The following is a 24,421-nucleotide window of genomic DNA, read 5'->3' as shown; positions in this document are numbered from 1 at the left end:
GCCCATGACTCAATTACAGACTTTCCAGCAGGCCGTCGACGGTCTGATCGACGCTGGCCAGCGTATCTGGAAGCAGGGCTGGTGCCCGGCCACCAGCAGCAATTTCTCGCAGCGACTCGATGCTCACTCCTGTGCCATCACGGTGTCGGGGCGTGATAAAGGTGCACTGCAGCCCGAAGACATCATGCAGGTGGACATGGCCGGGCAGTCGCTGGATGGCAAACGGCCCTCGGCTGAGACCTTATTGCATACCCAGCTATACCGGCGTGATGCAACGATTGGGGCGGTTTTGCACACGCATTCACTGAAGTCTACCCTGGTGTCCATGCAGGCCGAGACGCCATGCATCACCATCAGCGGCCTTGAACTGCTGAAAGCCTTGCAGGGAACCACCACTCACGACAGCAGTCTGAGTATACCGGTGTTTGATAACACGCAGGACATTGCCGCCCTTGCAAAGCAGGTTGATGCCCATATGGATAAACATGGCACAGGGCATGCTTATCTGATCAGGGGGCACGGATTGTACACCTGGGGCCCGGATCTGGCTGCGACAATGCGCCATCTTGAGGCGCTGGAGTTTTTACTGGACTATTATTGGAATGCCCAGCGGGGTAATGGCACGCCCGCCAGGGGCGCTGATCACGAGGCTTTAGTATGAGCGAACTGAGTATTTTTGCTGACGACAAACCGGATCATGAACTGATGCACAGCACTGACGGCGATGAGATTGCCGCTGAACTGGCCGCTGTGGGTATTCGCTTTGAGCGCTGGCAGGCCGGTGCGCAGGTCAAGGCCGGGGATTCGCCCGAGCAGGTCATGGCTGCTTATAAGGATGATATCGATCAGTTGATTGCTGAAGAAGGTTACCAGACTGTGGATGTCATCAGCCTGGATGCCATGGACAATCCCGACGTACAGGCCAAAGTGCCGGAAATGCGACAGAAGTTTCTGAGCGAACACCGTCACAGCGAAGATGAAGTGCGCTTTTTTGTCGACGGTCGGGGCTTGTTCAGTCTGCATGTGCAGGGCAGAGTGTATGAAGTTCTGTGCGAGAAAGGTGACCTGATTTCTGTGCCGGCCAACACGCCACACTGGTTTGACATGGGCCCCAACCCAAGGTTTGTTGCTATTCGATTCTTTAACAACCCGGAAGGCTGGGTTGCCAACTACACCGGAAGTACGATTGCTGAATCGTTTTCCCGACTGGAGTCACAATGAAGCCTATTGCAATTGTCACGGATATTGAGGGAACGACCAGCTCCATTCGTTTCGTCAAGGACATTCTGTTTGTGTATGCCGAGCAGTTTCTGCCTGACTTTATTCGCAAGCACAAGGAAGAAAGAGATGTGGCGCGTCAGCTTCGCGCAATGAGCGAAAACACCGGTATTCCGCTGCGTAATACTGAGGCACTGATAGCCCAGTTACAGGAGTGGATGCGCAATGATGAGAAAGTCACCGAGCTGAAGGCCTTGCAGGGCATGGTCTGGGAGCAGGGTTATTCGCGGGGTGAGTACCAGGCGCACGTCTACCCCGACGTGCCGGAGAAACTGCGTGAATGGCAGGAGCAGGGCATCAATCTGTATGTCTACTCTTCCGGCTCAGAAAAAGCTCAGCGGCTGTTCTTCCGTTACACAACTTACGGCGATCTGCGCCTGCTGTTTGCTGGCTATTTTGACACCACCATCGGCGCCAAACAGGAGGCGCAGTCTTATCGCAATATCGCTGAATGGATAGCGTTGCCGCCTGAGGACATCCTCTTCCTGTCCGACATCGAGGGTGAGCTGGATGCTGCGGCAGAGATTGGGATCCGCACCATTCGGGTGGTGCGGCCGCAGGAGAGCGAGGGCGAAGTGACGTCCAGGCATCCGGTGGTGCATTCATTTGAGGAAATCACCCTGGAGTGACGCGGGGGACGGAGGCGGTCTACGTCCCTGATCTTCCTCGCGCATTAGTTTCGTTGCAGAGCGGGCTGGGTGAGGGTGGACGCGCTGTGAACCGGCCATCTTTTCCCCGCTGGCATCCGGCGGGGGGGAACTCGACCTCGCGGCTGCGCCCCTCGGGACTCAGACAGTCCCGCCCGCTTTTCGGCTGTCAGCGGGGAAAAGAAAACATGGCCTGAAAGGTTCCCATCGTTTCCACCCTCACCCAGCCCTTGTGCCACCTGTCAGAGTATAGGAAGTTGTGCTGGGGACGTAGACCGCCTCCGTCCCCCGCGTTAGCCAGCCGTGTACTCCTGCAGTGATTCAGGATTTGCCAGTGCGTCTTTGTTTTTCACCGGGCGGCCGTGAAGGGCTTCGCGCACGGCAGTTTCGGCGATCTTGCCATTGAGGGTGCGGGGGATGTCCTGCACCTGGCGGATGATGGCAGGGACGTGCCGGGGTGAGGCACCACTGCGGATGGTCTGGCGGATGCGGGTCTGCAGGGCATCGTCGAGGGACAGGCCTTCGCGCAGTCGCACAAACAGCACAATGCGTACATCGTTTTCCCATTCCTGGCCGACGGCCACGCATTCCAGTACGTCTTCAATGAGTTCTACCTGACGGTAGAGCTCGGCGGTGCCTATGCGCACGCCGCCGGGGTTCAGTACTGTGTCGGAGCGACCGTAGATGATCCAGCCGCCGTTTTCGGTCTGCTCGGCGTAATCACCATGAGTCCAGACGCCGCGCGGGTAGATGTCTGCGAAACGCTCAAAGTAGGCGGCCTGGTACTTGCTGTTGTCCGAGTCGTTCCAGAAACCCAGTGGCATGCTGGGGAAGGACTGCCGGCACACCAGCTCGCCTTTTTCGCCAATGACGGCCTGGCCATTCTCGTTCAATACCACCACGTCCATGCCGAGTCCAGCGCCCTGGATCTCGCCACGGTGTATCTCGCCCCACGGGTAGCCGAGCACAAAACAGGAGATAATGTCGGTACCACCGGAGATGGATTGCAGACGGATGTCCTGTTTAATGTCCCGCCACACATAATCGAAACCTTCGGCACTCAGCGGTGAGCCGGTGGACAGCAGGGCGCGCATTCTGCTCAGATTGTGAGAGTCGACTGGTTTGAGTCCGGCTTTCTCGGCAGAAGCCAGATAGCGGGCCGATGTACCAAAGACGGTGATACCTGTGTCTTCGGCCAGATCAAACAGAATGTCGGGTTTCGGGTGGAAGGGAGAGCCATCAAACAGAACAAGTGTGGCACCTGATGCCAGTCCGCTGACCAGCCAGTTCCACATCATCCAGCCGCAGGTGGTGAAATAAAATAAAACATCATTGCGCGTCAGTTCCAGATGCAACTGGTGCTCTTTGCGGTGCTGCAGCAAGGTGCCGCCTACCCCATGTACGATGCACTTGGGAACGCCTGTTGTACCGGAGGAGTACATGATGTACAGCGGGTCATTGAAGTCGCAGGCGTGGAAGTTCAGCACAGGGGCAGGCTGACTGCAATCGCCTTGCGTCTGTTGCCATTCGACGACCTGGCAGTTGTCTGTTGATATCGGCTTGTTCTTGTTCTCGTAAAGCTCGGGCAGCAGTACCACAGATTGCAGAGTGGGCAATTCCTGTATGAGTTTGTTCAGGGTCTGCTGATGAACGTTCAGCTTGCCGGCGTATAAATGGCTGCTGACCGCAAACAGAACACGTGGCGTGATTTGTTTGAAGCGATCCAGCACTCCGTTCACACCAAAGTCCGGTGAACATGACGACCAGACAGCACCCAGCGAGGTGGCAGCCAGCATGGCGACGACGGTTTCAATCCGGTTAGCAGCAAAGCCCGCGATCCGATCGCCCGGCTTGATGCCTTGCTGTTTCAGCCAGTCGGCCAGACGCGCTGTCTGCTCGGCCAGCTCTGCATAGCTGAGTTGCTGCTTGTTACCTGCCTCGTCCTGAAAAACCAACGCCGCCTGCTCATCCCTGAATCGCAAGAGGTTCTGTGCGTAATTCAGCTTTGTGTCGGGGAACCAGCGGTCCTGCCAGATTTTGTCGCCTTCCTGCAGGATGGTCTCGCCCATTTGCTGCGTGATGATGCCAGTGTGGATCATGGTCAGACGCCAAAACTCCTGGCGGTGGCTGATCGAGAAAGCATGGAGGCGCTGGGGACGGAGGTGGTAGCGCGGGGGACGGAGGCGGCTCGGGGGACGGAGGCGGTCTCCGTCCCTAGGGACGGAGACCGCCTCCGTCCCCCGAGCCGCCTCCGTCCCCAGCGCCAGTGCCACCTTGGAGCCGTTAAGTCGACCCAGCTGCTCGCAGATCCAGTGGCTGGTTTCCACCAGTGCATCAAGGTCGACACCAGTCTCGTAACCCATGCCGTGCAGCATGTACAACACATCTTCGGTCGCCACATTACCACTGGCGCCCTTTGCGTAGGGGCAGCCACCCAGGCCGGCGACTGAGGCATCGATGGTGTGAATACCCAGCTCCAGACCGCTGCGCAGGTTGGCCAGCGCCTGACCATAGGTGTCGTGGAAATGCATGGCCAGCTGATCTGGACGCGCAACGTCCAGGCAGGCGGACAACACTTCGTAGACCTGTATTGGAGTGCCAACGCCGATGGTGTCGCCTATCGAGACCTCATAGCAGCCCAGTTTAATTAGCTCCCGCACCGCCATGACCACATCCTGCAACGGTACCTTGCCCTGGTAGGGACAGCCCATGGCGGTGGAGACATAACCGCGCACCGGCAAACCCTTTTCAAGTGCCACCTGGCACACGTCAGTGAAGCGCTGTATGCTTTCCTTGATGCCGCAGTTAATGTTTTTCTGGCTGAATGCTTCGGACGCAGCAGCAAATACTGCCACTTCATCGGCGCCGGCTTGCATAGCGCGATCAAGTCCCTGCAGGTTTGGAGTCAGCGCGGAATAACGCACGCCCGGGCGGCGACGTATCAGTCGGAAGACTTCTTCTGAGTCAGCCATCTGGGGAATCCAGCGTGGTGATACAAAACTGCCGGCCTCTATGCGACGTAATCCCGCAGCGGCCAGCCGTTCTATCAACTCAACTTTGACAGTGGCAGGCACTGTGCCAGGTTCGTTCTGCAGGCCGTCGCGAGCGCCCATTTCCACTAATTGAATCTGTGTGCCAGTCTTGATTGCCATTAGTCAGTAAACTCCATCAAAATCTGATCCGGTTGCACCATATCACCCTCAGCGCACAGCACTGAGTCAATCACAGCGTCGGCCGCGGCGCGCAGGGTATGTTCCATTTTCATTGCCTCCATGATCAGCAGCGCTTGACCCGCCTTGACAGTATCGCCGGGACTCACCTGCACACTGATGATGCGTCCGGGCAATGGCGCGCGGGTCTGCTTGTGATGATCGCCCGCATGCGTGTCGCCGGTCAGCGTCACCGGATCACAGGCGGCAGAAGGGTTGCCGTCGCCAAACAGGGGGCGTAAGTGATGCTGCACAGAATAGGCATTGGAAACGCTACGCCAGGCAGACAGGTGCCCCCAGTCGTTGGCGCTTTTGATAGCCGACGCAGCGCCTGTCGCCGAAGAGGTCATTCGTGCACTATTCCGTCTTACCAGTTCCGCTGCGATAGCGGCCTGATGATCCATAATAAATCCGGTTTGTACCTCGCCCTGGCGAAACGCGTCGGTATCCAGAATCGCGCCCAGGTAATCAGCATTGTTTTCTATGCCATTGATCTGCAATTGACTTAAAGCCTCAGATAGCCGTGCAACTGCTTCTGCCCGAGAGGAGCCATGTGCAATTACTTTTCCAATCATGCTGTCATAGTTCATGCTGATGCGATCACCCGCACGGAAGCCGGCGTCCACCCGGATGTTCTCGCCCCGCGGCCAGCGCAGTGATTCAATCAGCCCGATTGATGGCAGAAAGTCCGGCGCTCCGCTTTCAGCATTAATACGAGCCTCAATAGACCAGCCATCGCGCTGAATCTCATCCTGCGTGACAGGTAAAGGTTCGCCCGACGCTACGCGCAATTGCCATTCAACCAGATCCAGGCCGGTGATCATTTCCGTGACTGGATGCTCAACTTGCAGGCGGGTATTCATTTCCAGAAAATAAAAAGCATCATCCTGATACAAGAACTCCACCGTACCTGCTCCGCTGTAGCCAATGGCCTGCGCTGCACGAACAGCTGCTTCGCCCATAGCCAGCCGCGTGGCGGTTTTTAAGCCCGGGGCAGGTGCCTCTTCTATCAGCTTCTGGTGCCGGCGCTGAATCGAGCAATCACGCTCATGCAGGTGCAGGCAATTACCATGATTGTCAGCGAAGATCTGAACTTCCACATGCCGTGCGCGTGCAAGGTACTTCTCAATCAAGACTTTATCGTCGTTAAACGCCGCTTTCGCCTCACGTTTGACGGCGGCCAGGGCCTCAGAGAATTGTGCCGCATCCTCAACAATGCGCATGCCACGACCACCACCGCCAGACACCGCTTTGATCAGCACGGGATACCCGATCTTGTTCGCCTCGGCCAGTAATGTGTCTGCGGATTGATCATCCCCATGATACCCGGGTAGCAAGGGCACACCTGCCTCAGTCATCAAACGCTTGGCCTGGGACTTAGAGCCCATGGCCGCGATCGCGGAGGCCGGCGGCCCGACAAAAATCAGCCCGGCGTCCACAACCGCCTGAGCAAACTCAGCGTTCTCCGACAGAAAGCCATAGCCAGGGTGGATGGCCTCAGCATCCTCAGCGAGGGCGGTTTCAATAAGGTAGCCCAGGTCCAGGTAAGGATTCTGGGGACGGAGGCGGTCTACGTCCCCAGCGTTAGCTTTAGTTCCAGGCAGACTGCCGGGCGGGGGGAATGTGAGCGAGGGTGTACCCGAGGAACCTTCCCCCCGCCGGGTGGTCTGCCGGCAGGCGCTGACCGACCGGGGGACGTAGACCGCCTCCGTCCCCAGCGCCACATGCAGCGCCCCGCGATCTACCTCAGACCACACCGGCACTGTCCGCACCCCCAGCCGATGCGCAGTGCGGATGATGCGGCAGGCGATCTCGCCCCGGTTGGCGATCAGCAGAGACTTGATCATGCTGTCTCTCCATCATCTGCTATCCAGGGTGCCGGGCGTTTGTCCAGGAAGGCCTGAAGTCCGGCCTGCGCTTCATCGCCGGCGCGTACTCGGGCGATCAATTCGCAGGTGAGTTGCGACAGTTCGGGAGAGGAGGGAACGGGCACCAGTTCGCGAATCAGGGTTTTGGTATCTGCCAGTGAGGCAGGGGCGTTGCGCAGCATTTCCATGGCTCGGGCATGCGCGTAGGCCATCACTGAATCGTCGGCAACGCATTCGTGAACCAGGCCGACGCGCTGAGCGGCGGCGGCATCAAAAACTTCTGCTGTCAGAAAATAGCGCCGTGCCTGATGCGGGCCAATGCGTGACATCACATAAGGGCTGATCACGGCGGGTACCAGACCCAGTTTGACTTCGCTGATACAGAAACGCGCACTGTCGGCGGCGATCACAAAATCAGAGCAGGCGACAATGCCTGTTGCGCCTGCAAACACATTGCCGTGCACGGCCGCAATCACCGGTTTGGGAAAGCGATGTAATGTCTGCAGCATGGCTGACAGGCGACCGGCATCGGCAACATTTTCAGCATGCGAAAAGTTCACCATGGACTTCATGTAATTCAGATCAGCACCGGAGCAGAAACTTTTGCCGCGACCGGCGATGATGACGACGCGAGTCGACGAATCATCACGCAAGGTGTCCAGTGCGCGATGAATGGCGGCAATCAGCGCAGGGTCAAAGGCGTTGTGTTTCTCGGGTCGATTCAGCCAGATTTCTGCGATGCCACTTGCCGGCTTTTCAATCTGCAATACATCACTAAAATTTTTGTCAGACATCCTGCTTTTCCTCACATCCTGAATACGCCAAAGCGGGTGTCCTGTGCTGGTGCATGGCGCGCCGCGAATAAAGACAGGCCCAGTACGGTGCGTGTGTCCGCCGGGGCGATGATGCCATCGTCCCAGAGTCTGGCACTGGCGTAATAAGGATGTCCCTCATGTTCATATTTATCTTCGATGGGTTTTTTGAAGAGACGTTCTTCATCTGCGGTCCAGGGCGTTCCTTTGGAGGCCAGCCATTCGCCGCGAAGCTGTGCCAACACGCCGGCAGCCTGTGGTCCGCCCATCACCGAGATGCGTGCATTCGGCCAGGTCCACAAAAAGCGTGGATCATAGGCACGACCGCACATGCCATAATTGCCCGCGCCAAAACTGCCGCCGATCAACACTGTCAGCTTTGGAACATTCGCCGTGGCTACGGCGTTAACCAATTTCGCGCCGTTTTTGGCAATACCTTCATGCTCGTATTTCTTGCCTACCATAAAGCCGGTGATGTTTTGCAAAAAGAGCAGGGGTATGCCGCGCTGGCAACACAGCTGAATAAAATGTGCACCCTTCAGCGCACTTTCCGAAAACAGTATGCCGTTATTGGCAAGAATGCCCACCGGCTGGCCGAAGATGTCCGCAAAACCACAAACCAGAGTTGAACCGTAAAGTGGTTTGAACTCATCAAACACGGAGCCATCTACAATGCGCGCGATAATTTCCCGTACATCATAAGGCGTGCGAACATCCGCAGGGACGATGCCGTAAATCTCGTCCGTGTCGTATAAAGGGGCAGGTGCATTTAAATTCAGCGAGACTCCGGTTCTGTTCAGCCTGGCGATACTGCGACGCACCAGCGCCAGGGCATGCATATCATTATCGGCCAACTGATCAGCAACGCCGGAGATCTCGGCATGCACACGTCCACCGCCCAATTCCTCCGCCGAGACTTCCTCGCCGGTTGCTGCCTTAACGAGCGGCGGGCCACCCAGAAAAATCGTACCCTGATCACGGACAATAATCGATTCATCTGCCATGGCCGGCACGTAGGCACCGCCAGCGGTACATGAGCCCATCACTGCGGCAATCTGCGGTATTCCCGCGGCAGACATGCGTGCCTGATTAAAAAATATTCGCCCGAAGTGTTCACGATCCGGAAACACCTCTGCCTGATGCGGCAGATTGGCGCCGCCGGAATCAACCAGATAGATGCAGGGCAGGTGGTTCTCTGCCGCAATCTGCTGCGCCCGCAGATGCTTTTTCACACTCAAAGGGTAATACGTGCCACCTTTGACGGTAGCGTCGTTGGCCACAATCACACAGGCCTGCCCGGAAACCATACCGATGCCACTGATCAGTCCAGCGCCGGGAATGTCATCATCGTAAACCTGCCAGGCCGCCAGCTGCGAAAACTCCAGAAACGGCGACCCGGTATCCAGTAGCGCCTCAACCCGTTCACGCGGCAACAATTTACCGCGTGACACATGGCGCTCACGCGACTTCTCATCACCCCCCAGCGCAAGCTGAGCGGTCAACGCCTGCAACTCATCGCGCAGCCGTGTGTGATGCGCATAATTATGCTTGAACTCCGGGGAGTTCCGATCAACCGTACTCTGAATCCGTTTCATAATATCTCCCTGGCAGCTAGAACAGCTTCGATCGAAAGCGGGGCAGGTGAGTGCGGGCACCGTTGGAACTGGCCACCATCATTGCCTGCCCAGCCGGCGCTGCGGAACTCACCCTCGCTGCGCTGGGGACGGAGGCGGTCTACGTCCCCAGCGCCGCTGTTCAATCCAGGCGAGTTGCCGGGCGGGGGGAATGTGAGCGAGGGTGTACCCGAGGAACCTTCCCCCCGCCCGGTAGCTTGCCGGTTGGCGCTAACAGAAAAGGGGACGTAGACCGCCTCCGTCCCCCGCGTTACACCCAGCGGAAAACCGGCGCATGTTCTGCTCAATGCTGAGTCCGCGAGACGGCTTGAGCGGGTAATGCCTGACGCACCCACCAAAGCCAATTCCAGGCCTTGGCAGCCGGATGTCAGGTCGGATCCAATCAGGCCATGCTTTCTTGTTTCCCCGTACAACCGAATAAGCGCGAGGCCTGTCCGAGTCCCGAGCCGCTGTGCGGCGAGGTCGAGTTCCGCAGCGCCGGTTGTACGGGGGAACAAGATGGCCGGATCCGACCTGACATCCGGTTGCCATGGCCGATAGGCACTGAAGGCGGACGCGGAAGAGATTACCCGCTCAAGCCGTCTCACGGAACAGCTCCCGGCCAATCAGCATGCGCCGGATTTCCTGCGTCCCCGCGCCAATCTCGTACAGCTTGGCATCACGCAGCAGCCGCCCCGTCGGATAGTCATTGATATACCCGTTGCCACCCAGAATCTGAATCGCCTCCAGGGCCAGCTTCGTTGCATGATCCGAACTGAACAGAATCGCGCCGGCCGCATCCTTGCGCGTTGTTTCGCCCCGATCACAGGCCCGGGCTACCGCGTACACATAGGCTCGCGAGGCGTTCAGCGCCGTGTACATGTCTGCCACCTTGCCCTGAATAAATTGAAACTCCCCGATGGACTGCCCAAACTGCTTGCGATCGTGCACATAAGGCACCACCACATCCATACAGGCCTGCATGATGCCCAGTGGCCCCCCGGACAGCACCACGCGCTCGTAATCCAGTCCGCTCATCAGCACCTGAACGCCGCGGTTCTCGCCACCCAGAATCTGGCTGGCCGGCACACGACAGTCTTCAAAAACCAGTTCGCAGGTATTGGAGCCACGCATGCCCAGCTTGTCCAGTTTGGGAGAGCGGGAAAAGCCCTTCAGATCCCGTTCGACGATAAATGCCGTGATGCCGTGAGGACCTGCGTCCAGATCGGTTTTGGCGTAGATAACATAGACGTGTGCATCGGGGCCGTTGGTGATCCACATTTTGCTGCCGTTCAGCACAAAATCATCGCCATCGCGCCGCGCGGTCAGTTGCATGCTGACTACATCGGAGCCAGCATTGTGTTCACTCATGGCCAGCGCGCCGGTGTGTTCGCCAGAGATCAGTTTTGGCAGATAATGGCGTCGCTGTTCATCTGTGCCGTTACGGAAAATCTGGTTCACACACAGATTGGAGTGAGCGCCGTAGCTCAGGCCAACGCTGGCAGACGCGCGGCTGATTTCCTCAGCAACGATCACATGAGCCAGATAACCCATGTCGGCGCCGCCATATTCCTCAGAGACAGTAATGCCCAGCAAACCCAGGTCGCCCATTTTGCGCCATAGCTCAGCCGGAAAGTCATTGCTCTGATCGATTTCGGCGGCGCGCGGGGCAATTTCCCGGGCGGCAAACTGCTGCACCTGGTCTTGCAGCATGCGCAGGCTTTCGTCGAAATCGAAACTCAGTTGGGGGTAGTGCATGAATCCGCTCCCGCTTTGGTTTTTGTCATTGTCTTGCGACCGATTCTAAACCAAAAATGAACGGATTCACACGTCAGGCAGAGAACTGCTTCACCAGCTCATGCATCGCCGAAATGTCACGCGCCAGGCGCTTGCTGATGTCTGCAGTGGAGGCCGAGGCCTCGCTGGTACGCTCGGACTGTGTCTGGATATTGACGATATTACGGTTTACTTCCTCGGCCACCGCGCTTTGCTCCTCAACCGCCGTGGCCACCTGGAAGGTCATATTGCGAATGTCTGACACAGCCTTGCTGATAGAGGTATAGGCCTGGCCGGCCTCCTGGTTGAAGTTCACACAGCGCTGAGCTTTTTCCTGGGCGCTGGCAATTGACTCCACACAGCTCTGGGTGCTGCCCTGAATACGGTTGATGATTTCCTTAATCTGCACAGTAGAGTTCTGGGTGCGCTGCGCCAGAGTGCGCACCTCGTCTGCCACCACGGCAAAACCGCGACCCTGCTCACCGGCACGCGCCGCCTCAATGGCGGCATTAAGAGCCAGCAGATTAGTCTGCTCGGCAATACCGTTGATCACCTCAATGACTGAGCCGATGGCCGTGCTGTCTTCACCCAGATCCTCGATCATGCGGGTAATATCGTCGATATTGGTGGCCAGCTGGGTGGTGGCAGACAGGCTTTCGTCAATCGACTGATGACCATTAACGACGTTCTGGTCAGCCTGTTCGGCTGCTGTTGAGGTGTTAGCGGTGTTGCTGGCCACTTCCTGAATGGCACTGGACATTTCCGTAACGGCCGATGAGACCGAGGCCAGTTCGGCTTCCTGATGATTGATGGCGGTGTCGGTTTCCGCAACGGCGGCGTTGGCCTGTGCGGCCAGCTGATCGAGGCGTGAAGCCGACTCATCCACCCGTTTCAGAATGGTATCAACCTGTGATTTACGTGCCTTGATGGCCAGCTCAATGCTGCCCAGTTCATTGCGATGGCCGGTATACACCAGGCGGGCCAGGGGGTCGTCGATAATCGTCTCGGCCTGTTCCACCAGCGGGGTCAGTTGCGATAGCAGCGCCGCCGTGCCACCCAGACCGGCCAGTGCCGCCAGCACCGCCAGTGCCGTGCCGGCCAGTCCATCCAGTGCCGGCACCAGTACCACGGCCAGCATCAGTGCCACGGCCAGTGCCTGTACCGCCAGTACGCTCTGCCGCCAGCCCAGCATGGCTTGCAGGCGCACCGACATTCCGCGACGGATCTTGCCGTACAGCGACTCCGCGGCATCCACATGCACCTGGTCTGGGCAAGAGCGAACCGACTGATAGCCAGTCACCTTGCCGCCCTCATAAACCGGTGTTACGTAGGCATCCACCCAGTAATAATCGCCATTTTTGCACTGGTTTTTGACCATGCCCATCCAGGGTTTGCCCTGTTGAACGGTATCCCACAGCGCCTTAAAGGCATCCTTTGGCATGTCCGGATGACGCACAATATTATGCGGCGAGCCGACCAGCTCCTGCTCGGTAAAACCTGAAATCTTGATAAATTCCGGATTGGCGTAGCGGATGTAGCTCTTCAGGTCAGTGGTGGAGACCAGCTTCTCACTGGCGGAGAAGTTTCTGCGTTCAGCCATGGTGTTGTCTCTTCGTAATGCGCTGTGGGTTTACAGCTTTAATAACGGCGGCGATGCAGGAAACTTAAGTTGATGTAAGTAAAATCTGACATGCTATTCGGAGCAGGGGGAATGCTGCATTGACAGGTGCTGCCGGTACCAGGAGACAAACTGCCCGGCGGGGGCAGGGCGATGGCAGTAGAAGCCCTGTGTATGGTCGCACTGGTAACTGCGCAGAAAGTTAAGCTGATCAACGTTCTCCACGCCTTCGGCAACGACTGTCAGACCCAGGGTTTTACCCATGGAGATTATGGCCTTGCTGATGGCCTGGTCTTCGCGGCTGATGGCCAGGTCGCGGACAAAAGCCCGGTCAATCTTGAGTGTGTCGATCGGATAGTGGCGCAACTGTCCCAGCGAGGAATAGCCGGTGCCAAAATCGTCCAGCGCAAAGCGCACGCCCATGCCCTGAATCTTTTTCATCAGCGCGATACTGGTATCGGGATTTTGCACCACCAGACTCTCGGTGATCTCCAGCTCCAGGCGATGAGCGGCGATGCCGCTGTTTGTTAATGCTGACTTGATCTGTTTGCGCAGATCTGGCGAGTTAAATTGTCGGGCCGACAGGTTCACTGCCATGTGCAGCGGCGGCAGACCCAGGGCGTCCCATTCACTGAGCTGCTGAAGGGCGGTTTCCAGTGCCCATTCACCCAGTGGCACTATCATGCCATTGTCCTCGGCGATAGGTATAAACTGTGCCGGCGAAATTTCACCCAGCTCCGGATGATGCCAGCGCATCAGGGCTTCCACCCCAACAACACGGCCTTCGTCTATTGACAATTTTGCCTGGTAATACAGGCTGAGTTGTCCGTTGGCCAGGGCGTGGCGCAGCTGCACGGCCAGATTGGCGCGTTCCTGGCTGTGTTGATGCAGCCGTGCCGAATAACACTGCACATTATTGCGACCGGTTTCCTTGGCTGCATACATGGCTGTGTCGGCATGATTCATGACTTCTTCTTCGTTGCGCGCATCTTCGCCAAACAGACTGATGCCGATACTGCCACCAATCAGAAACTCTCTATCGTCCATCTTGATGGGTTGGCTGAAGGTTTTCAGAATGTTCTCGGCAATGTGTAAGGCTTTATCCCGCTCGCTCACCCGGTTTAGCAGCACCACAAACTCATCGCCGCCCAGGCGGGCCACGATGTCGCTTTCACGCAGCGGTTCTTTCAGCCGATTGGCCACTGCCGCCAGCAACTGGTCTCCGGTGTTATGACCAAAGGTGTCGTTCACGTTTTTAAATCGGTCCAGGTCGATAAACAGCACCGCAAAACGATGATCTTTATAGCGATTGGCCGTGCGGATGGTGCTGCGCAATAACTCCTGAAACATGACACGGTTGGGCAGGCCGGTCAGCATGTCATGCGTGGCCAGATGTTTAATGCGATTGGAGGCCTGTTTGCGTTCGGTGATATCGCGTGCGATCCCCCGGTAACCGGCAAAGCGCTCATTGTCAAAAATGGGTTCGCCAGCAAGCGTAAAGTAATATACCCGACCCGCTGAGTTGGTAAAGGACAGGTCAATGTCGCGGAATGCTTTCTTTTTGCGCAGCAGACTTTTGAAGCGACGCCAGGTGCCACTGTCTGGTTCGACCCCGGGCAGGTCCCACATGCGGTTGCCTATCAGCATCTGCACAGCTTCCCGGTTAAGTTCATCCTCAATGCGTCCTTCGTACTGCTGCACCTTTAATCTGGCATCCATCTCCCAGTAATAGTCTGATGTCAGGTGAACCAGGCTGCGAAAGCGTTCCTCGTTCCGGCGAATGGCTTCTGCCGCGCGCGCCTGCTCCTCATCCGCCGCAAAGTTATCCAGTGCAAAGGAAATATTGTCGGCCATGCTCTGCAGGATGGATTGGGTTTCAGGGTCGAACATGTTGACCGGCCGGGCATAAAACAGCATCACTGCCACGCACTGTTTACGTTTAAACAGGGGGTAGGCCGCCGCGCTGCCGATATCAAACTGTTCCGCCAGGTCATGCCACGGGCGCGTACGTTCATCGGTCTTGAAATGATTGCTCAGCATGGCTTTATGCTGTCGCCAGGCTTCACTGGTCAGGCCACGTCCTTCAGGAATATCCGGTGTGGTGGTGACCAGTATTTTTTCTGGCTGCCGGGTGTAATTGCCGGCATTGGCAATTGCCTTGAAGCGACCACTTGGCAGCGGGCTGAGGATGGAGGTGATCGTAAACAGTCCTGAAGACACGGCTGCTGTGCAGACATCCTGAAACAGCGATTGTTCGCTCTCGGCGCGTAAAATGGCCTCGTTGGTCAGACTCAGTGCCGAAAACATGCGTTGCAGGTGCAGGGCCCGGTTTTCAGCGCGTTTACGATCGGTTATATCGCGTGCCACGCCAATGATAACCCAGCGGCCGTCGATTTGCGTTGCCCGGCTGTAGACCTCCAGGGCACGCTCTTCGCCATCGGGCCGGGTCATAACACGTTCAATTCGGCTGCTCTGACCCTCAAAAATGAGTCTGTCGTAACGCTGAATCAGTTCCTGCTCGGAGGAGTCCAGTATCTTGGAAGGACCGGCCTTCAGCATCTCCTGACGGCTCATGCCCAGCTCCAGGCACGCAGTATTGTTCACATCAGTGAAGCTCAGGGTTTCTCTGTCGACCAGGAAAATCATATCCAGAGAGGTATCCATGGCGGCACGGAAACGCTGTAGATTGGCGTTAACAGCCGAGGCGTCACTCAGATCAACGGCAACACACAGATAGTGACTGAGGGTCAGGTCGCTGTTAAAAACCGGTGTGCCGGTAATCTGCAGATCGCAGGGGCGGCCGGAGGTCAGTATGCGGACAGCGATTTGCCGGAATGGTTGATGGCTGGCAAGTGTTTTGCACCATTGCTGACGTTCATCAGGCTGCACAAGCGCATCTAATGCTGAAACCTGGATGGCCCGCGCCGCGCGTTCTGTCTTGGCCGCGTAATTAAAAATCTGCAGGCACTGGCCGTCCTGCGCCATCGACCAGAACAGGTCAGCCGACAGCGACAGCAGGCTATGTGATACATCCAATGTATTCGTCATTCAATCCTCTAGACCAGTGATTGACAGGCTTTTTCCAGCAAAGCCAGACCTTCCTCCACTTCCTGTGCGCTGATGATCAGCGGCGGCAATAGCCGAATTGAATTGCCGCCGGCTTTCACCGCCAGCATACCCTGCGCCTGCAGTGCTTTAATCATATCGGCATTGCTGCCCAGGCACTTGAGGCCCACCATCAGACCCAGGCCGGTGTGGCCGCCGATCAGGCCGGGGTAGCGTTGTGTCAGCTCATCAATGCCGGCTCGCAGCTGTCCGGCACGTTCGCTCACCGTGTCCAGAAATCCCGGACCGGTTAACACGTCCAGTACGGCGTTGCCGACGGCGGTTGCCAGCGGGTTACCGCCAAAGGTGCTGCCATGGGTGCCGGCGGTCATCACTTCCGCCACGTGCTCTTTGGACAGGCAGGCGCCAATGGGGAAGCCGCCGCCCAAGCCTTTGGCTGAGGCCAGAATATCGGGCTGCACGCCCAGCGCTTCGTGTGCAAACAGGTAGCCGGTGCGCCCCATGCCAGACTGCACCTCGTCAAACATCAGCAGTATGCCGTGTTCGTAACACAGATCGCGGATCGCCTGCAGGTACTCTGTTGGCGCGGCACGGATGCCTCCCTCGCCCTGCACCGGCTCCAGAATAACGCCTGCCGTCTGCCCGGTAATCGCGGCCTGCAGGGCTTCCAGATCACCAAAAGGCACCTGATCAAAGCCGCTGTCACCGACCAGGAAACCCTCGGTGTGCAGTGGATTACGGCAGGCAGCAACCGGCGCCAGAGTGCGACCATGGAAGGATTGCGTGAGCGTAATGATGCGTGTGCGCGCTTTGTTGCCATGATGATAATGATAACGACGCATCATTTTGAAGCCGCATTCCACCGCCTCGGTGCCAGAGTTGGCAAAAAACACCCGGTCCGCAAAACTCAGATCCACCAGCCTTTGAGCGAGCCGCTCGGTGGGAATGATGCTGAACAGGTTGGAGGTATGCCACAGCGTTTCCGCCTGAGTCTGCAGTGCCTTGACCAGATGTGGATGGCAATGGCCCAGACAGTTGACCGCAATACCACTGGTGAAATCCAGGTAGCGCTGATTGTCGGCTGTGTACAGATACACCCCCTGTCCACGGGCAAACTGCAGCTCGGGGTGGCCGTAGTTGGCCATTAATGCGGAAGGGGTTGGCGCTGGATTCATCGGGTCATTCCTTGTGGCTTGAAGCGGGTAGTGGTTGATGGCTGTTTTCTTAATAGAACAGCTGTTCGTGATATTCTAGGCACCTCACGGGCAGATGTATAGCAGGGGATTACTATGTGGTTTACAGATAAAAGCAAAATGCCAACGGCAGAGACGGCCTTGCCTGGCCGGGAGGCAGCCATGCAGATCAGCGGTGTGCATTTTGTCAGCGGGCATCGTATCGCAGCACCGCTGCCGGCGGGGTTGTCAGAGGCCGTCTTTGGTCTGGGCTGTTTCTGGGGAGCGGAGCGCGTATTCTGGCAACTGCCGGGTGTCTACAGCACTGCAGTGGGGTATGCCGGCGGCTTCACACCCAACCCGACCTACGAAGAAGTCTGCAGCGGCCAGACCGGTCACACCGAAGTGGTACGCGTCTACTTTGATCCCGCCGTCATCAGCTATCAGGATCTGCTGGCCGTCTTCTGGCGCTCGCACAACCCCACCGAAGGCATGCGCCAGGGCAACGACCAAGGTACACAATACCGCTCGGCCATCTATACGCTTGATGCCGGGCAGCAGGCAGCTGCTGAAGCCAGCATGGCGCAGGCCCAGCAGCGCCTGAGCGACGCCGGTTTTGGTGCCATCACTACAGAAATCAAGCCGCTGGCCGACTTCTATTACGCTGAAGAGTATCACCAGCAGTACCTGGCGAAGAATCCTGACGGCTACTGCGGGATCCGCGGGCTGCAGTGCCTCATCTGACACGGGGGACGGAGGCGGTCTACGTCCCCATTGGTTCTGCGCAGCCACCCTCACCCCTTGTGCCACCGATCCGGCACTGGGGACGTAGACCGCCTCCGTCCCCAGCGCAGGAATTAGCTTCTGTAGAAATGTCACACAAATGACACATAAGTGACGTTAAAATGTCACGTAACTGTCTTGTAACAGAATGATGACATTCTGTTAAATGGTCAAAAACCGGAGGCAGTACGATGCACACAGGCCTGCAGAACAGCGGGTTTTATACAGAAAGGAGAGAGTCTAGGTGAAATATTCCTGTTGGGCACTGGGTGCCACACTGGCGGCGGCAGTCAGTTCTGGGGCGGTTGCGCAATCCGTTGATTTTTCGGGGGATCTGCGGTTTGGTTACATATTTGCGGATCGTGATGAGCGTGACGGCACAAACATCGACTCAGATGAGTTGCGTCTGCGTGCCCGGGCCGGGCTGCAGTGGAATGCATCAGAGGTTTACAGCTTTAAGGTGCGTTATGCGGGACTGGTTAATAATGAGGATAACGTAGACGGCCTCAGACTATACCGCGGCACCGGCAGTCAGGGCAGCCTGCGGCCGGGTCAAAGCACGCTGGATGAACTTTATGTGCGCGCCCGTTATGGTAACTGGACACACACTGTTGGCCGCTTTCAGACCAATGCTCGACTGGTGGGTGTGATTGGCCGTACCTTCAGCCGCATCAATTCGGGCGGCTACAACATCAGCTGGACGGATGGTATCCGCAGCGTCTACAGCGATGGCAATGGCTGGAACTACACGGTGATTGTTGAGCGCAACGACAAGGAGCAGGGTGCCAGTGCCGAGCGCCGAGCGCCGTTGGGTTTTGACAAGTCATCCAGCCGCGCCACGTATTACTTCGCCATCGACAGTCGCGATACCGATGGTCTGTGGGCGCAGCGTTCACTGGACCTGACCTACATCCCCAGCGCGCTCTACAGCAACGGCTTCACCAGCACGGCAACTGAGAACTATCTGGGTATCACCGGTCGGGTGGCTATGCAGACTTCGCTGCAAAATGGCATGCGGCTGGTAGGTGGTGTGCAGGTGGGCTATGCGCCGGAAACCCCGCGCAACGCAGTGATGGGACTTCCGGGTACAGGTGACGCGGACTCGCTGTCCTGGACCTTTTCAGGCAACCTGATGAATATTGCGCCGGGGCACAGCCTGGGTGTGATGTATGGCAAGAACGAAGCCGGCTGGCTGCTGTCCTCTGACTTGCGTGCCAACTCTGAAATTTCAGAGGTGCGTTATGCCTGGCGCCCGATGTCAGGTCACCTGTTCGAGGTGCGTCTGCGTCATCGTGAGGACCTGGTGAAGCCGATTGCGGCATTGCGCAAGCGATCTGAGGTCGATGGATTCCTGCGCTATACGATCAGTTTGTGAGTGGCACTGGGGACAGTTGCTGACGCTGGGGACAGCAGCCGTCCCCAGCGTCAGCAACTGTCCCCAGCGCCAACGCTGTCTTCGGCGACACCAAGCAGGCGGCGTGAGACGAACATGTAGATGGCAAACAGTGCCAGGAAGCCGGTGAACATCATGCCATCGGGCAGGGCTGCAAAGTGACCGGCCAGACCGATCAGGCCGAAGACAATAGCTGCGCCGTGCATCATCAACACGGTCTGTTTAACGTTAAAACCAGCGTTCAGCAGGCGGTGATGTAAATGATCCCGACCCGGAGAGAAGGGAGAGCGGCCCTGCAACGGGCGACGAATCAGCAGGCTGACCGTATCGATAAGAGGGACTGCCAGAAACCAGAGTGCTGTCACCGGCGCGATGAAGGCATTCTCGCCCTGTGACGCCGCAATCACCAGCCAGGCCAGGATAAAACCGAGCAAGGTGCTGCCGGCATCTCCCAGGTATACCAGGGCACTTTTTTTCCAGAGTAAGCGGAAATTGAAGGCCAGGAAGGCCAGCAGAGAGACGATGAGGATCTGACTGAAGCTCAGGATGGAGCTTTGGCCGGAACTTAGCGCGGCGATGGACAGCATCACCAGTGCGATCACAACCAGACCACCGGACAGGCCATCCAGACCGTCACTCATATTGACCGCATTGATGACACCTACGGTGGCAAACAGGGTTACCGGTACAGCCAGCAGTCCCAGCTCGACAGGGCCCAGGAACAGGATATCCCCGAACGAGCGGATCTGTATGCCCGCACTGACGGCCATTACCCAGGCTGCCACTGCGTGCATGGACATGCGAAGTGATGCCCGGATATCAAACAGATCATCCAGCACTCCCACAAACAGCACGAGTCCGGAGATTGCAAGCAATATCAGGTAGTCATTCATCAGGACCGGGGAGAGCATACAAATGGCGAGTGTGCCCAGATAAATGCCCAAACCGCCTATCATCGGTGTGGGAGTCTGGTGAGTCTTGCGTCCGCCCGGAATATCAATAAGGCCAACGCGGCTGGCCAGGGGCCTCAGCGCGAGTAATGCAAAGCATGTTACCGCGAAGGTGCTGATCAACGCATAGAGAGCCATTTGATTTACGTCCTGTCCTACTTTGCCACCGACCAGAGCGACCCGACTGTCGCCGCGGGTCGAGCCGTGGTATCAAGGTGAATTCAATTTGATTCCGTTAAAACCAAAGGCAGCCATGAGGCTGCCTTTGTGTCTGCCTGGTCTCAGTCAGCGGCTCCGTACAGTATCTGGGCGCCGTTGGCTGAAATCACCTTGTAGTCGACAATGCCATCACCGTTCAGATCCATGGTCTGGTAAGCAATGCCAAACTCATCCTTGTTAATCGCATGGAAGACCTGCTCCGCCTCACTCAATGGCGTGACAAAGAAGCTGGCCTTGAAGCGACCAATGCCCGGCAGCGTGATAAAGCCGTTGTCACGGTTGGCCCGCGCGGCAATACCCAGCGCTTCCATGCTCTGGAAGAAGTCAGCATTGTCAACGAACGGCTGTACCTTCTGGGTGACGCCATTAGCACAGTTGACGCCGTAGGCATAGCCGGCCGAGTTAGCCGGACCGGTCGGATCGGTGAAGCTGATCGCGCCACAGTTGCTGACATCCTGATCGGTCAGGTTGTCATAGGCAAAGGCACCAGAGAAGCGCTCACCGCCACCGAGATCCAGCGAGATGGTAGCGTTATTGCGCAGCGTGAAGCCAAAGCCGGCATCTTCCACCGCCGTGGTGAAACCACCCAGATTCAGCGCCACCGGTGCCAGTTCTACCGCAATACCGTCTGTCACAATGATGCCGCGTCCGTCACGACGGATACGGATGCCATTGGGCACCACCGCCGGCACTGAGCGCACCGCGACAATGGCGCCGGCGTAGGTTTCGCCCGGCAATATAATGGTCACTGCGCCTGTTTCGGCATCAACAACGATTTCCGATTCCTCGGCAGTCACGGCGGTGACAGTACCGGTTCGTCCGTCACTGACCATCAGCGTGGATTGACCACCGGTGCCGCGGAACAAGGCCCGCAAGCGATCCAGTACACTGGTGCCGCCCACCTGAACATTGTTCGGGTCTACCGCCGGTCTGTCATCAACGACTGTTGGTGGAATCTCCAGCGTCTGGTTGAAGACATCTTCCAGCAGATCCTCGTTCTGTTCCAGAACCTGACGGATTTCCTCATCACTGGGCAACTCTTCACCTTCGCTCAGGGTTTCGCGGATCGCTTCACGGGCCGCCGCTGTCGCAATGGAGGCACTGGCATCGCGTACCGCATTGACCACCGTCTCATCGGCGCCTACACCCAGGTTCTTGGTGGCCTGGATGATTTCGTTGGCAGAGCGGGCCAGCTCGGCAATCTGAGCCTTGCTGGTGGTGTTCTGGGAGACATCACCGGCCGACTTGAGCAGGTTGGTGCTGGCCGTTTTGACCGTGTTGCTGTCCTCATCAGAGAGCTTGGTACCACCCTGGGTCGTTCGGGTGGCCAGCGCCGTGAAGGTGCTGGCGGCGTTTTTCACGGTATTGGAGACCGTGGTGGTGATTGTTGCCTTGTTCTCTTCCGTGGAAGCCTTGGATACGTTAGAGGCCAGCGTGGTCGTGGTACTGGTGCTCTGAATGGCCTTCAGCGCCGTCGAGGTGGTTACCGTACCGCTGGTGACCGCTTTTTGCAGATCCCGGGTGGTTTCCTCCGCCTTGGTGGCGGCGGTGGTGGTCGTGGTAGCTACTTCCTGCGAAACCGTACCACCTGTCTGGATCAGTTCATCCAGATTGCCGGTCTGCTGCTGCAGATTTTCGTTATCGTTATTCTGCTGCGTAATGGTATCAAGCACCTCAGTGTTGCTGGGTGCGGGTACAAAGGTTGCCACGTTCACCGTTACCACGGTCTCGGACTCTCCGCCGCGAGAATCGACGGCGCGGAAGGTGACCGGAGTGTCCCCATCGGGGAAGCGACGACTGAGCACCGCTCCACTGCTGGTTTCGCCCAGTGCTGTCCACTGTCGCAGCACGATGTCGTCACCGTCCGCGTCAGTGACATTGGCGGTCAGGGTGACAGCCTCACCGGCCAGCGCATCGGTATCCTCATAAGAGGTTGGGCCTACAATCTCGATGGTCGGGTTGTTGTTGGCAGGTGGCTCCTCGCCAGAGCTGTCTCGGGCTCGCACGATGACCACGGCGGTGGCGGTGCCGGCTTTGTTGAAATCGTCCGTGAACTGGATGTTTGCGGTTACTGTGCCGCCAGACTCCGAAACGGTTACTGGGGAAAAGCTGACGGTGGAAGATCCAGAAGTTGAGTCGACCACTATGGGTCCGGGGCCAATGCCGAAATCCCCGTCAGTTGCAAAAGTCAAAAATGTGCCGGGACCAGACATTCGACCCTCCGGGTCGACGGCGTTCCAGGTGAAAGTGACGTCTTGATCATAATCGACAGTAGTTGAACTGCCGCCATTCACCGTCAGTGTTACCACCGGTGCCTGGTTCTCACGCACTTCCACCGTTACCGCATCGGAAGTGGCCTCGCCGCCCTTGCCATCACTGGCGATAAAGAACACGGTATTCGCCCCGTCAACGGGCAGTGTCAGGCTGGGGCTGGCCCCGCTGCCGGCAGAGTTGCCGTTGACAAACCATTCATAGGTGAGGTCATCGCCATCGGGATCCGTCGCAGTGGCCGAGAAGCCGCCGAGTGTTTCACCGGCCTTGCCATCGGTATCGAGAATGGGGCTGGAAGGTGCGCCGATGGCCAGGCCTTCAGGTGCCTGGTTGGGCGCCGGAGCCGGTTCGCTCACGGTGATAGTGGCTGAGGTCGTGCTCACGCCGCCTTTCTCATCGGTGGCCCGGAAGGTCACAGTGGTGTCGCCATTGTTCAATGACAGGTTGGCTGAGGTGCCTGTTGCCACCACGTTGCCACCAACCAGCCACTCAGTGCTGGCGATGCCGTGATAGTCATCGGCATCGGTTGCGGTTGCAGTGACTGCCACGGTGTATGGTTCGGTGCCAGTGTCGTTGGTAAATGAGGTGGCGCTGGTAATAGACACGGCTGGCAGATGGCAGTTCTCTACAATGGCAGTCTGTGCGGTCGCCGCAGTCCCGGGGCTGCCGACGGTCAGGGTGCCGATGGCGGCGTGTGCCGACGGGATTTTGTTGGCCAGAGCGCTGCTGCTCAGATTGAATACATTGGCTGACTGCAGATCGCTGATCTGCGGACAGCTGGCCATGACGCGCGGGAACAGCGAGAAAGTACCGCCGTTTTCATGTCCGACCCGCACGGTGGTCGGTCCGGCCACCGGTTGGATCAGCACGCCGTAGTCATAGTGAGCGCCGCTACCAAAGGCGCCATTCATGATCTCATCAAACAGAGCATTATTGTTGGAGAGAGCGTTGAAGATGGTGCCCACATTCAGACGGATATTTTTGGTAGCCCCGTCAAATGACAGCATATTGGCCTTGGCTTCAAAGTCTTCTGTGGCCAGAGACAGATTGCCGCGTCGGGCACGGATCTCGATATTATCGTAGTTGGCCTGGCCGCTGGTGACCATGTTGACGCTCTGGATGACATTGGTGCCGCCGACGTCGGCCACGATGACCCGGGCCACACCCATGGTCATGTTGAGCACGTGATTCTCATTGGTCTGGCTTTCTACATGCAGGCCGATACGCACAAAGTAGTCGCCGGGAGCGGCATCAACCACATTGAGCTGGAAGCCGATATCGGGCACCACAAACCCGGGGTTGGTGGCCAGAGTGGCCGAGCTGGCAACGCCGTTTGCGCCGACGGTGACGGTCTGCAGGGTGTTGCCGTTAGTGTCCAGCCAAGCCACTGAGTTGTTGGCGAGCGCGAAATCGCCCGCCTGGCTTGCCGTACCTGCGCCAGCCAGCAGACTGGCGGCGACCACCTGGCTGAGCAATTTTTTCTTGAACCGGGTCTTGTTGTTCATTTTGCGTATCCCTCTGGTACCTTGGATTTCTTTAGTTTTCAACATGTTGGGAGGTCAAATTAAAACAAATTGCTTAAGACTTGGCTCGTCAGCCACAAAATTGCCAGCAATAGTGTAAAAATTTGTAATCATTTTCGCTCTCAAATATGTCAAGAATTTGACTTTGCTTCAAGAGCTTAAAGCGATTGTTGAGAATTTTTTTCTACACGGGGAGTATAAACTCGCACGTAGCCGCTTCCAA

Annotated in this window: 15 protein-coding genes; 5 read left to right on the top strand and 10 right to left on the bottom strand. The window is 57.5% G+C overall.

The annotated features are described in order from the left end of the window. The first annotated feature begins 4 nt into the window (after nt 1-4). From PS2015_RS08990 to mtnC, 3 genes are read left to right on the top strand one after another with little or no spacing between them, the layout of a single operon-like run. Complete coding sequence (locus tag PS2015_RS08990) at nt 5-661, top strand: methylthioribulose 1-phosphate dehydratase (RefSeq protein ID WP_058021888.1); 657 nt, start codon at nt 5-7, stop codon at nt 659-661. Continuing rightward, on the top strand, nt 658-1,221 hold the full coding sequence (locus PS2015_RS08985) for a 1,2-dihydroxy-3-keto-5-methylthiopentene dioxygenase (RefSeq protein ID WP_058021887.1): 564 nt from the start codon (nt 658-660) through the stop codon (nt 1,219-1,221). Before PS2015_RS08990 ends, PS2015_RS08985 begins: the two co-directional genes overlap by 4 nt. Then, on the top strand, nt 1,218-1,907 hold the full coding sequence (gene mtnC, locus PS2015_RS08980) for an acireductone synthase (protein ID WP_058021886.1): 690 nt from the start codon (nt 1,218-1,220) through the stop codon (nt 1,905-1,907). Before PS2015_RS08985 ends, mtnC begins: the two co-directional genes overlap by 4 nt. Before the next feature lie 311 nt (nt 1,908-2,218). Here mtnC and PS2015_RS08975 read toward each other — a convergent pair whose 3' ends face one another. From PS2015_RS08975 to PS2015_RS08935, 8 genes are all read right to left on the bottom strand, one after another. Beyond that, on the bottom strand, nt 2,219-5,077 hold the full coding sequence (locus PS2015_RS08975; protein WP_058021885.1) for an acetoacetate--CoA ligase: 2,859 nt from the start codon (nt 5,075-5,077) through the stop codon (nt 2,219-2,221). After that, the gene (locus PS2015_RS08970; protein WP_058021884.1) at nt 5,077-6,981 is read right to left on the bottom strand and encodes an acetyl/propionyl/methylcrotonyl-CoA carboxylase subunit alpha; all 1,905 of its coding nucleotides are present in this window, start codon (nt 6,979-6,981) and stop codon (nt 5,077-5,079) included. Before PS2015_RS08970 ends, PS2015_RS08975 begins: the two co-directional genes overlap by 1 nt. Continuing rightward, a complete protein-coding gene (locus tag PS2015_RS08965; protein ID WP_058021883.1) occupies nt 6,978-7,796 on the bottom strand; it encodes an enoyl-CoA hydratase-related protein in 819 nt (272 codons plus the stop codon). The genes PS2015_RS08970 and PS2015_RS08965 overlap by 4 nt, the downstream gene beginning before the upstream one ends. 11 nt (nt 7,797-7,807) lie before the next feature. Further along, nucleotides 7,808-9,409 (bottom strand): carboxyl transferase domain-containing protein, encoded by a 1,602-nt coding sequence (locus PS2015_RS08960; RefSeq protein WP_058021882.1) that lies wholly within the window; start codon nt 9,407-9,409, stop codon nt 7,808-7,810. 612 nt (nt 9,410-10,021) lie between these two features. Continuing rightward, nucleotides 10,022-11,185 carry an isovaleryl-CoA dehydrogenase gene (locus PS2015_RS08950; RefSeq protein WP_058021880.1) on the bottom strand — a complete coding sequence of 388 codons (1,164 nt, stop codon included), beginning with the start codon at nt 11,183-11,185 and terminating at the stop codon, nt 10,022-10,024. Between the two features lie 73 nt (nt 11,186-11,258). Further along, nucleotides 11,259-12,803 (bottom strand): methyl-accepting chemotaxis protein, encoded by a 1,545-nt coding sequence (locus PS2015_RS08945; protein WP_058021879.1) that lies wholly within the window; start codon nt 12,801-12,803, stop codon nt 11,259-11,261. Between the two features lie 93 nt (nt 12,804-12,896). Further along, nucleotides 12,897-15,869, bottom strand: a complete 2,973-nt coding sequence (locus PS2015_RS08940; RefSeq protein ID WP_058021878.1) for a bifunctional diguanylate cyclase/phosphodiesterase — start codon at nt 15,867-15,869, stop codon at nt 12,897-12,899. A gap of 8 nt (nt 15,870-15,877) precedes the next feature. After that, nucleotides 15,878-17,062: an aspartate aminotransferase family protein gene (locus PS2015_RS08935; RefSeq protein WP_237113303.1), complete on the bottom strand. Its 1,185-nt coding sequence runs from the start codon at nt 17,060-17,062 to the stop codon at nt 15,878-15,880. Nucleotides 17,063-17,176: 114 nt separating this feature from the next. Here PS2015_RS08935 and msrA point away from each other — a divergent pair, with 114 nt between their 5' ends. Together msrA and PS2015_RS08925 are read left to right on the top strand one after the other, a co-directional pair. Beyond that, entirely contained in the window at nt 17,177-17,803 is a 627-nt protein-coding gene (msrA, locus tag PS2015_RS08930; RefSeq protein WP_058021877.1) for a peptide-methionine (S)-S-oxide reductase MsrA, read from the top strand. A gap of 283 nt (nt 17,804-18,086) precedes the next feature. Further along, complete coding sequence (locus tag PS2015_RS08925) at nt 18,087-19,217, top strand: hypothetical protein (protein ID WP_058021876.1); 1,131 nt, start codon at nt 18,087-18,089, stop codon at nt 19,215-19,217. Nucleotides 19,218-19,267: 50 nt separating this feature from the next. On the opposite strand, the gene PS2015_RS08920 is transcribed toward PS2015_RS08925, so the two are convergent. After that, entirely contained in the window at nt 19,268-20,323 is a 1,056-nt protein-coding gene (locus PS2015_RS08920) for an undecaprenyl/decaprenyl-phosphate alpha-N-acetylglucosaminyl 1-phosphate transferase (RefSeq protein WP_058021875.1), read from the bottom strand. 143 nt (nt 20,324-20,466) lie between these two features. After that, a complete protein-coding gene (locus PS2015_RS08915; protein WP_058021874.1) occupies nt 20,467-24,180 on the bottom strand; it encodes a PKD domain-containing protein in 3,714 nt (1,237 codons plus the stop codon). Between the last annotated feature and the right edge of the window lie 241 nt (nt 24,181-24,421).

It is taken from the genome of Pseudohongiella spirulinae (genome assembly GCF_001444425.1).
GTDB classification, from domain to species: domain Bacteria; phylum Pseudomonadota; class Gammaproteobacteria; order Pseudomonadales; family Pseudohongiellaceae; genus Pseudohongiella; species Pseudohongiella spirulinae.
This window is presented reverse-complemented; position numbering and strand designations above follow the sequence as displayed.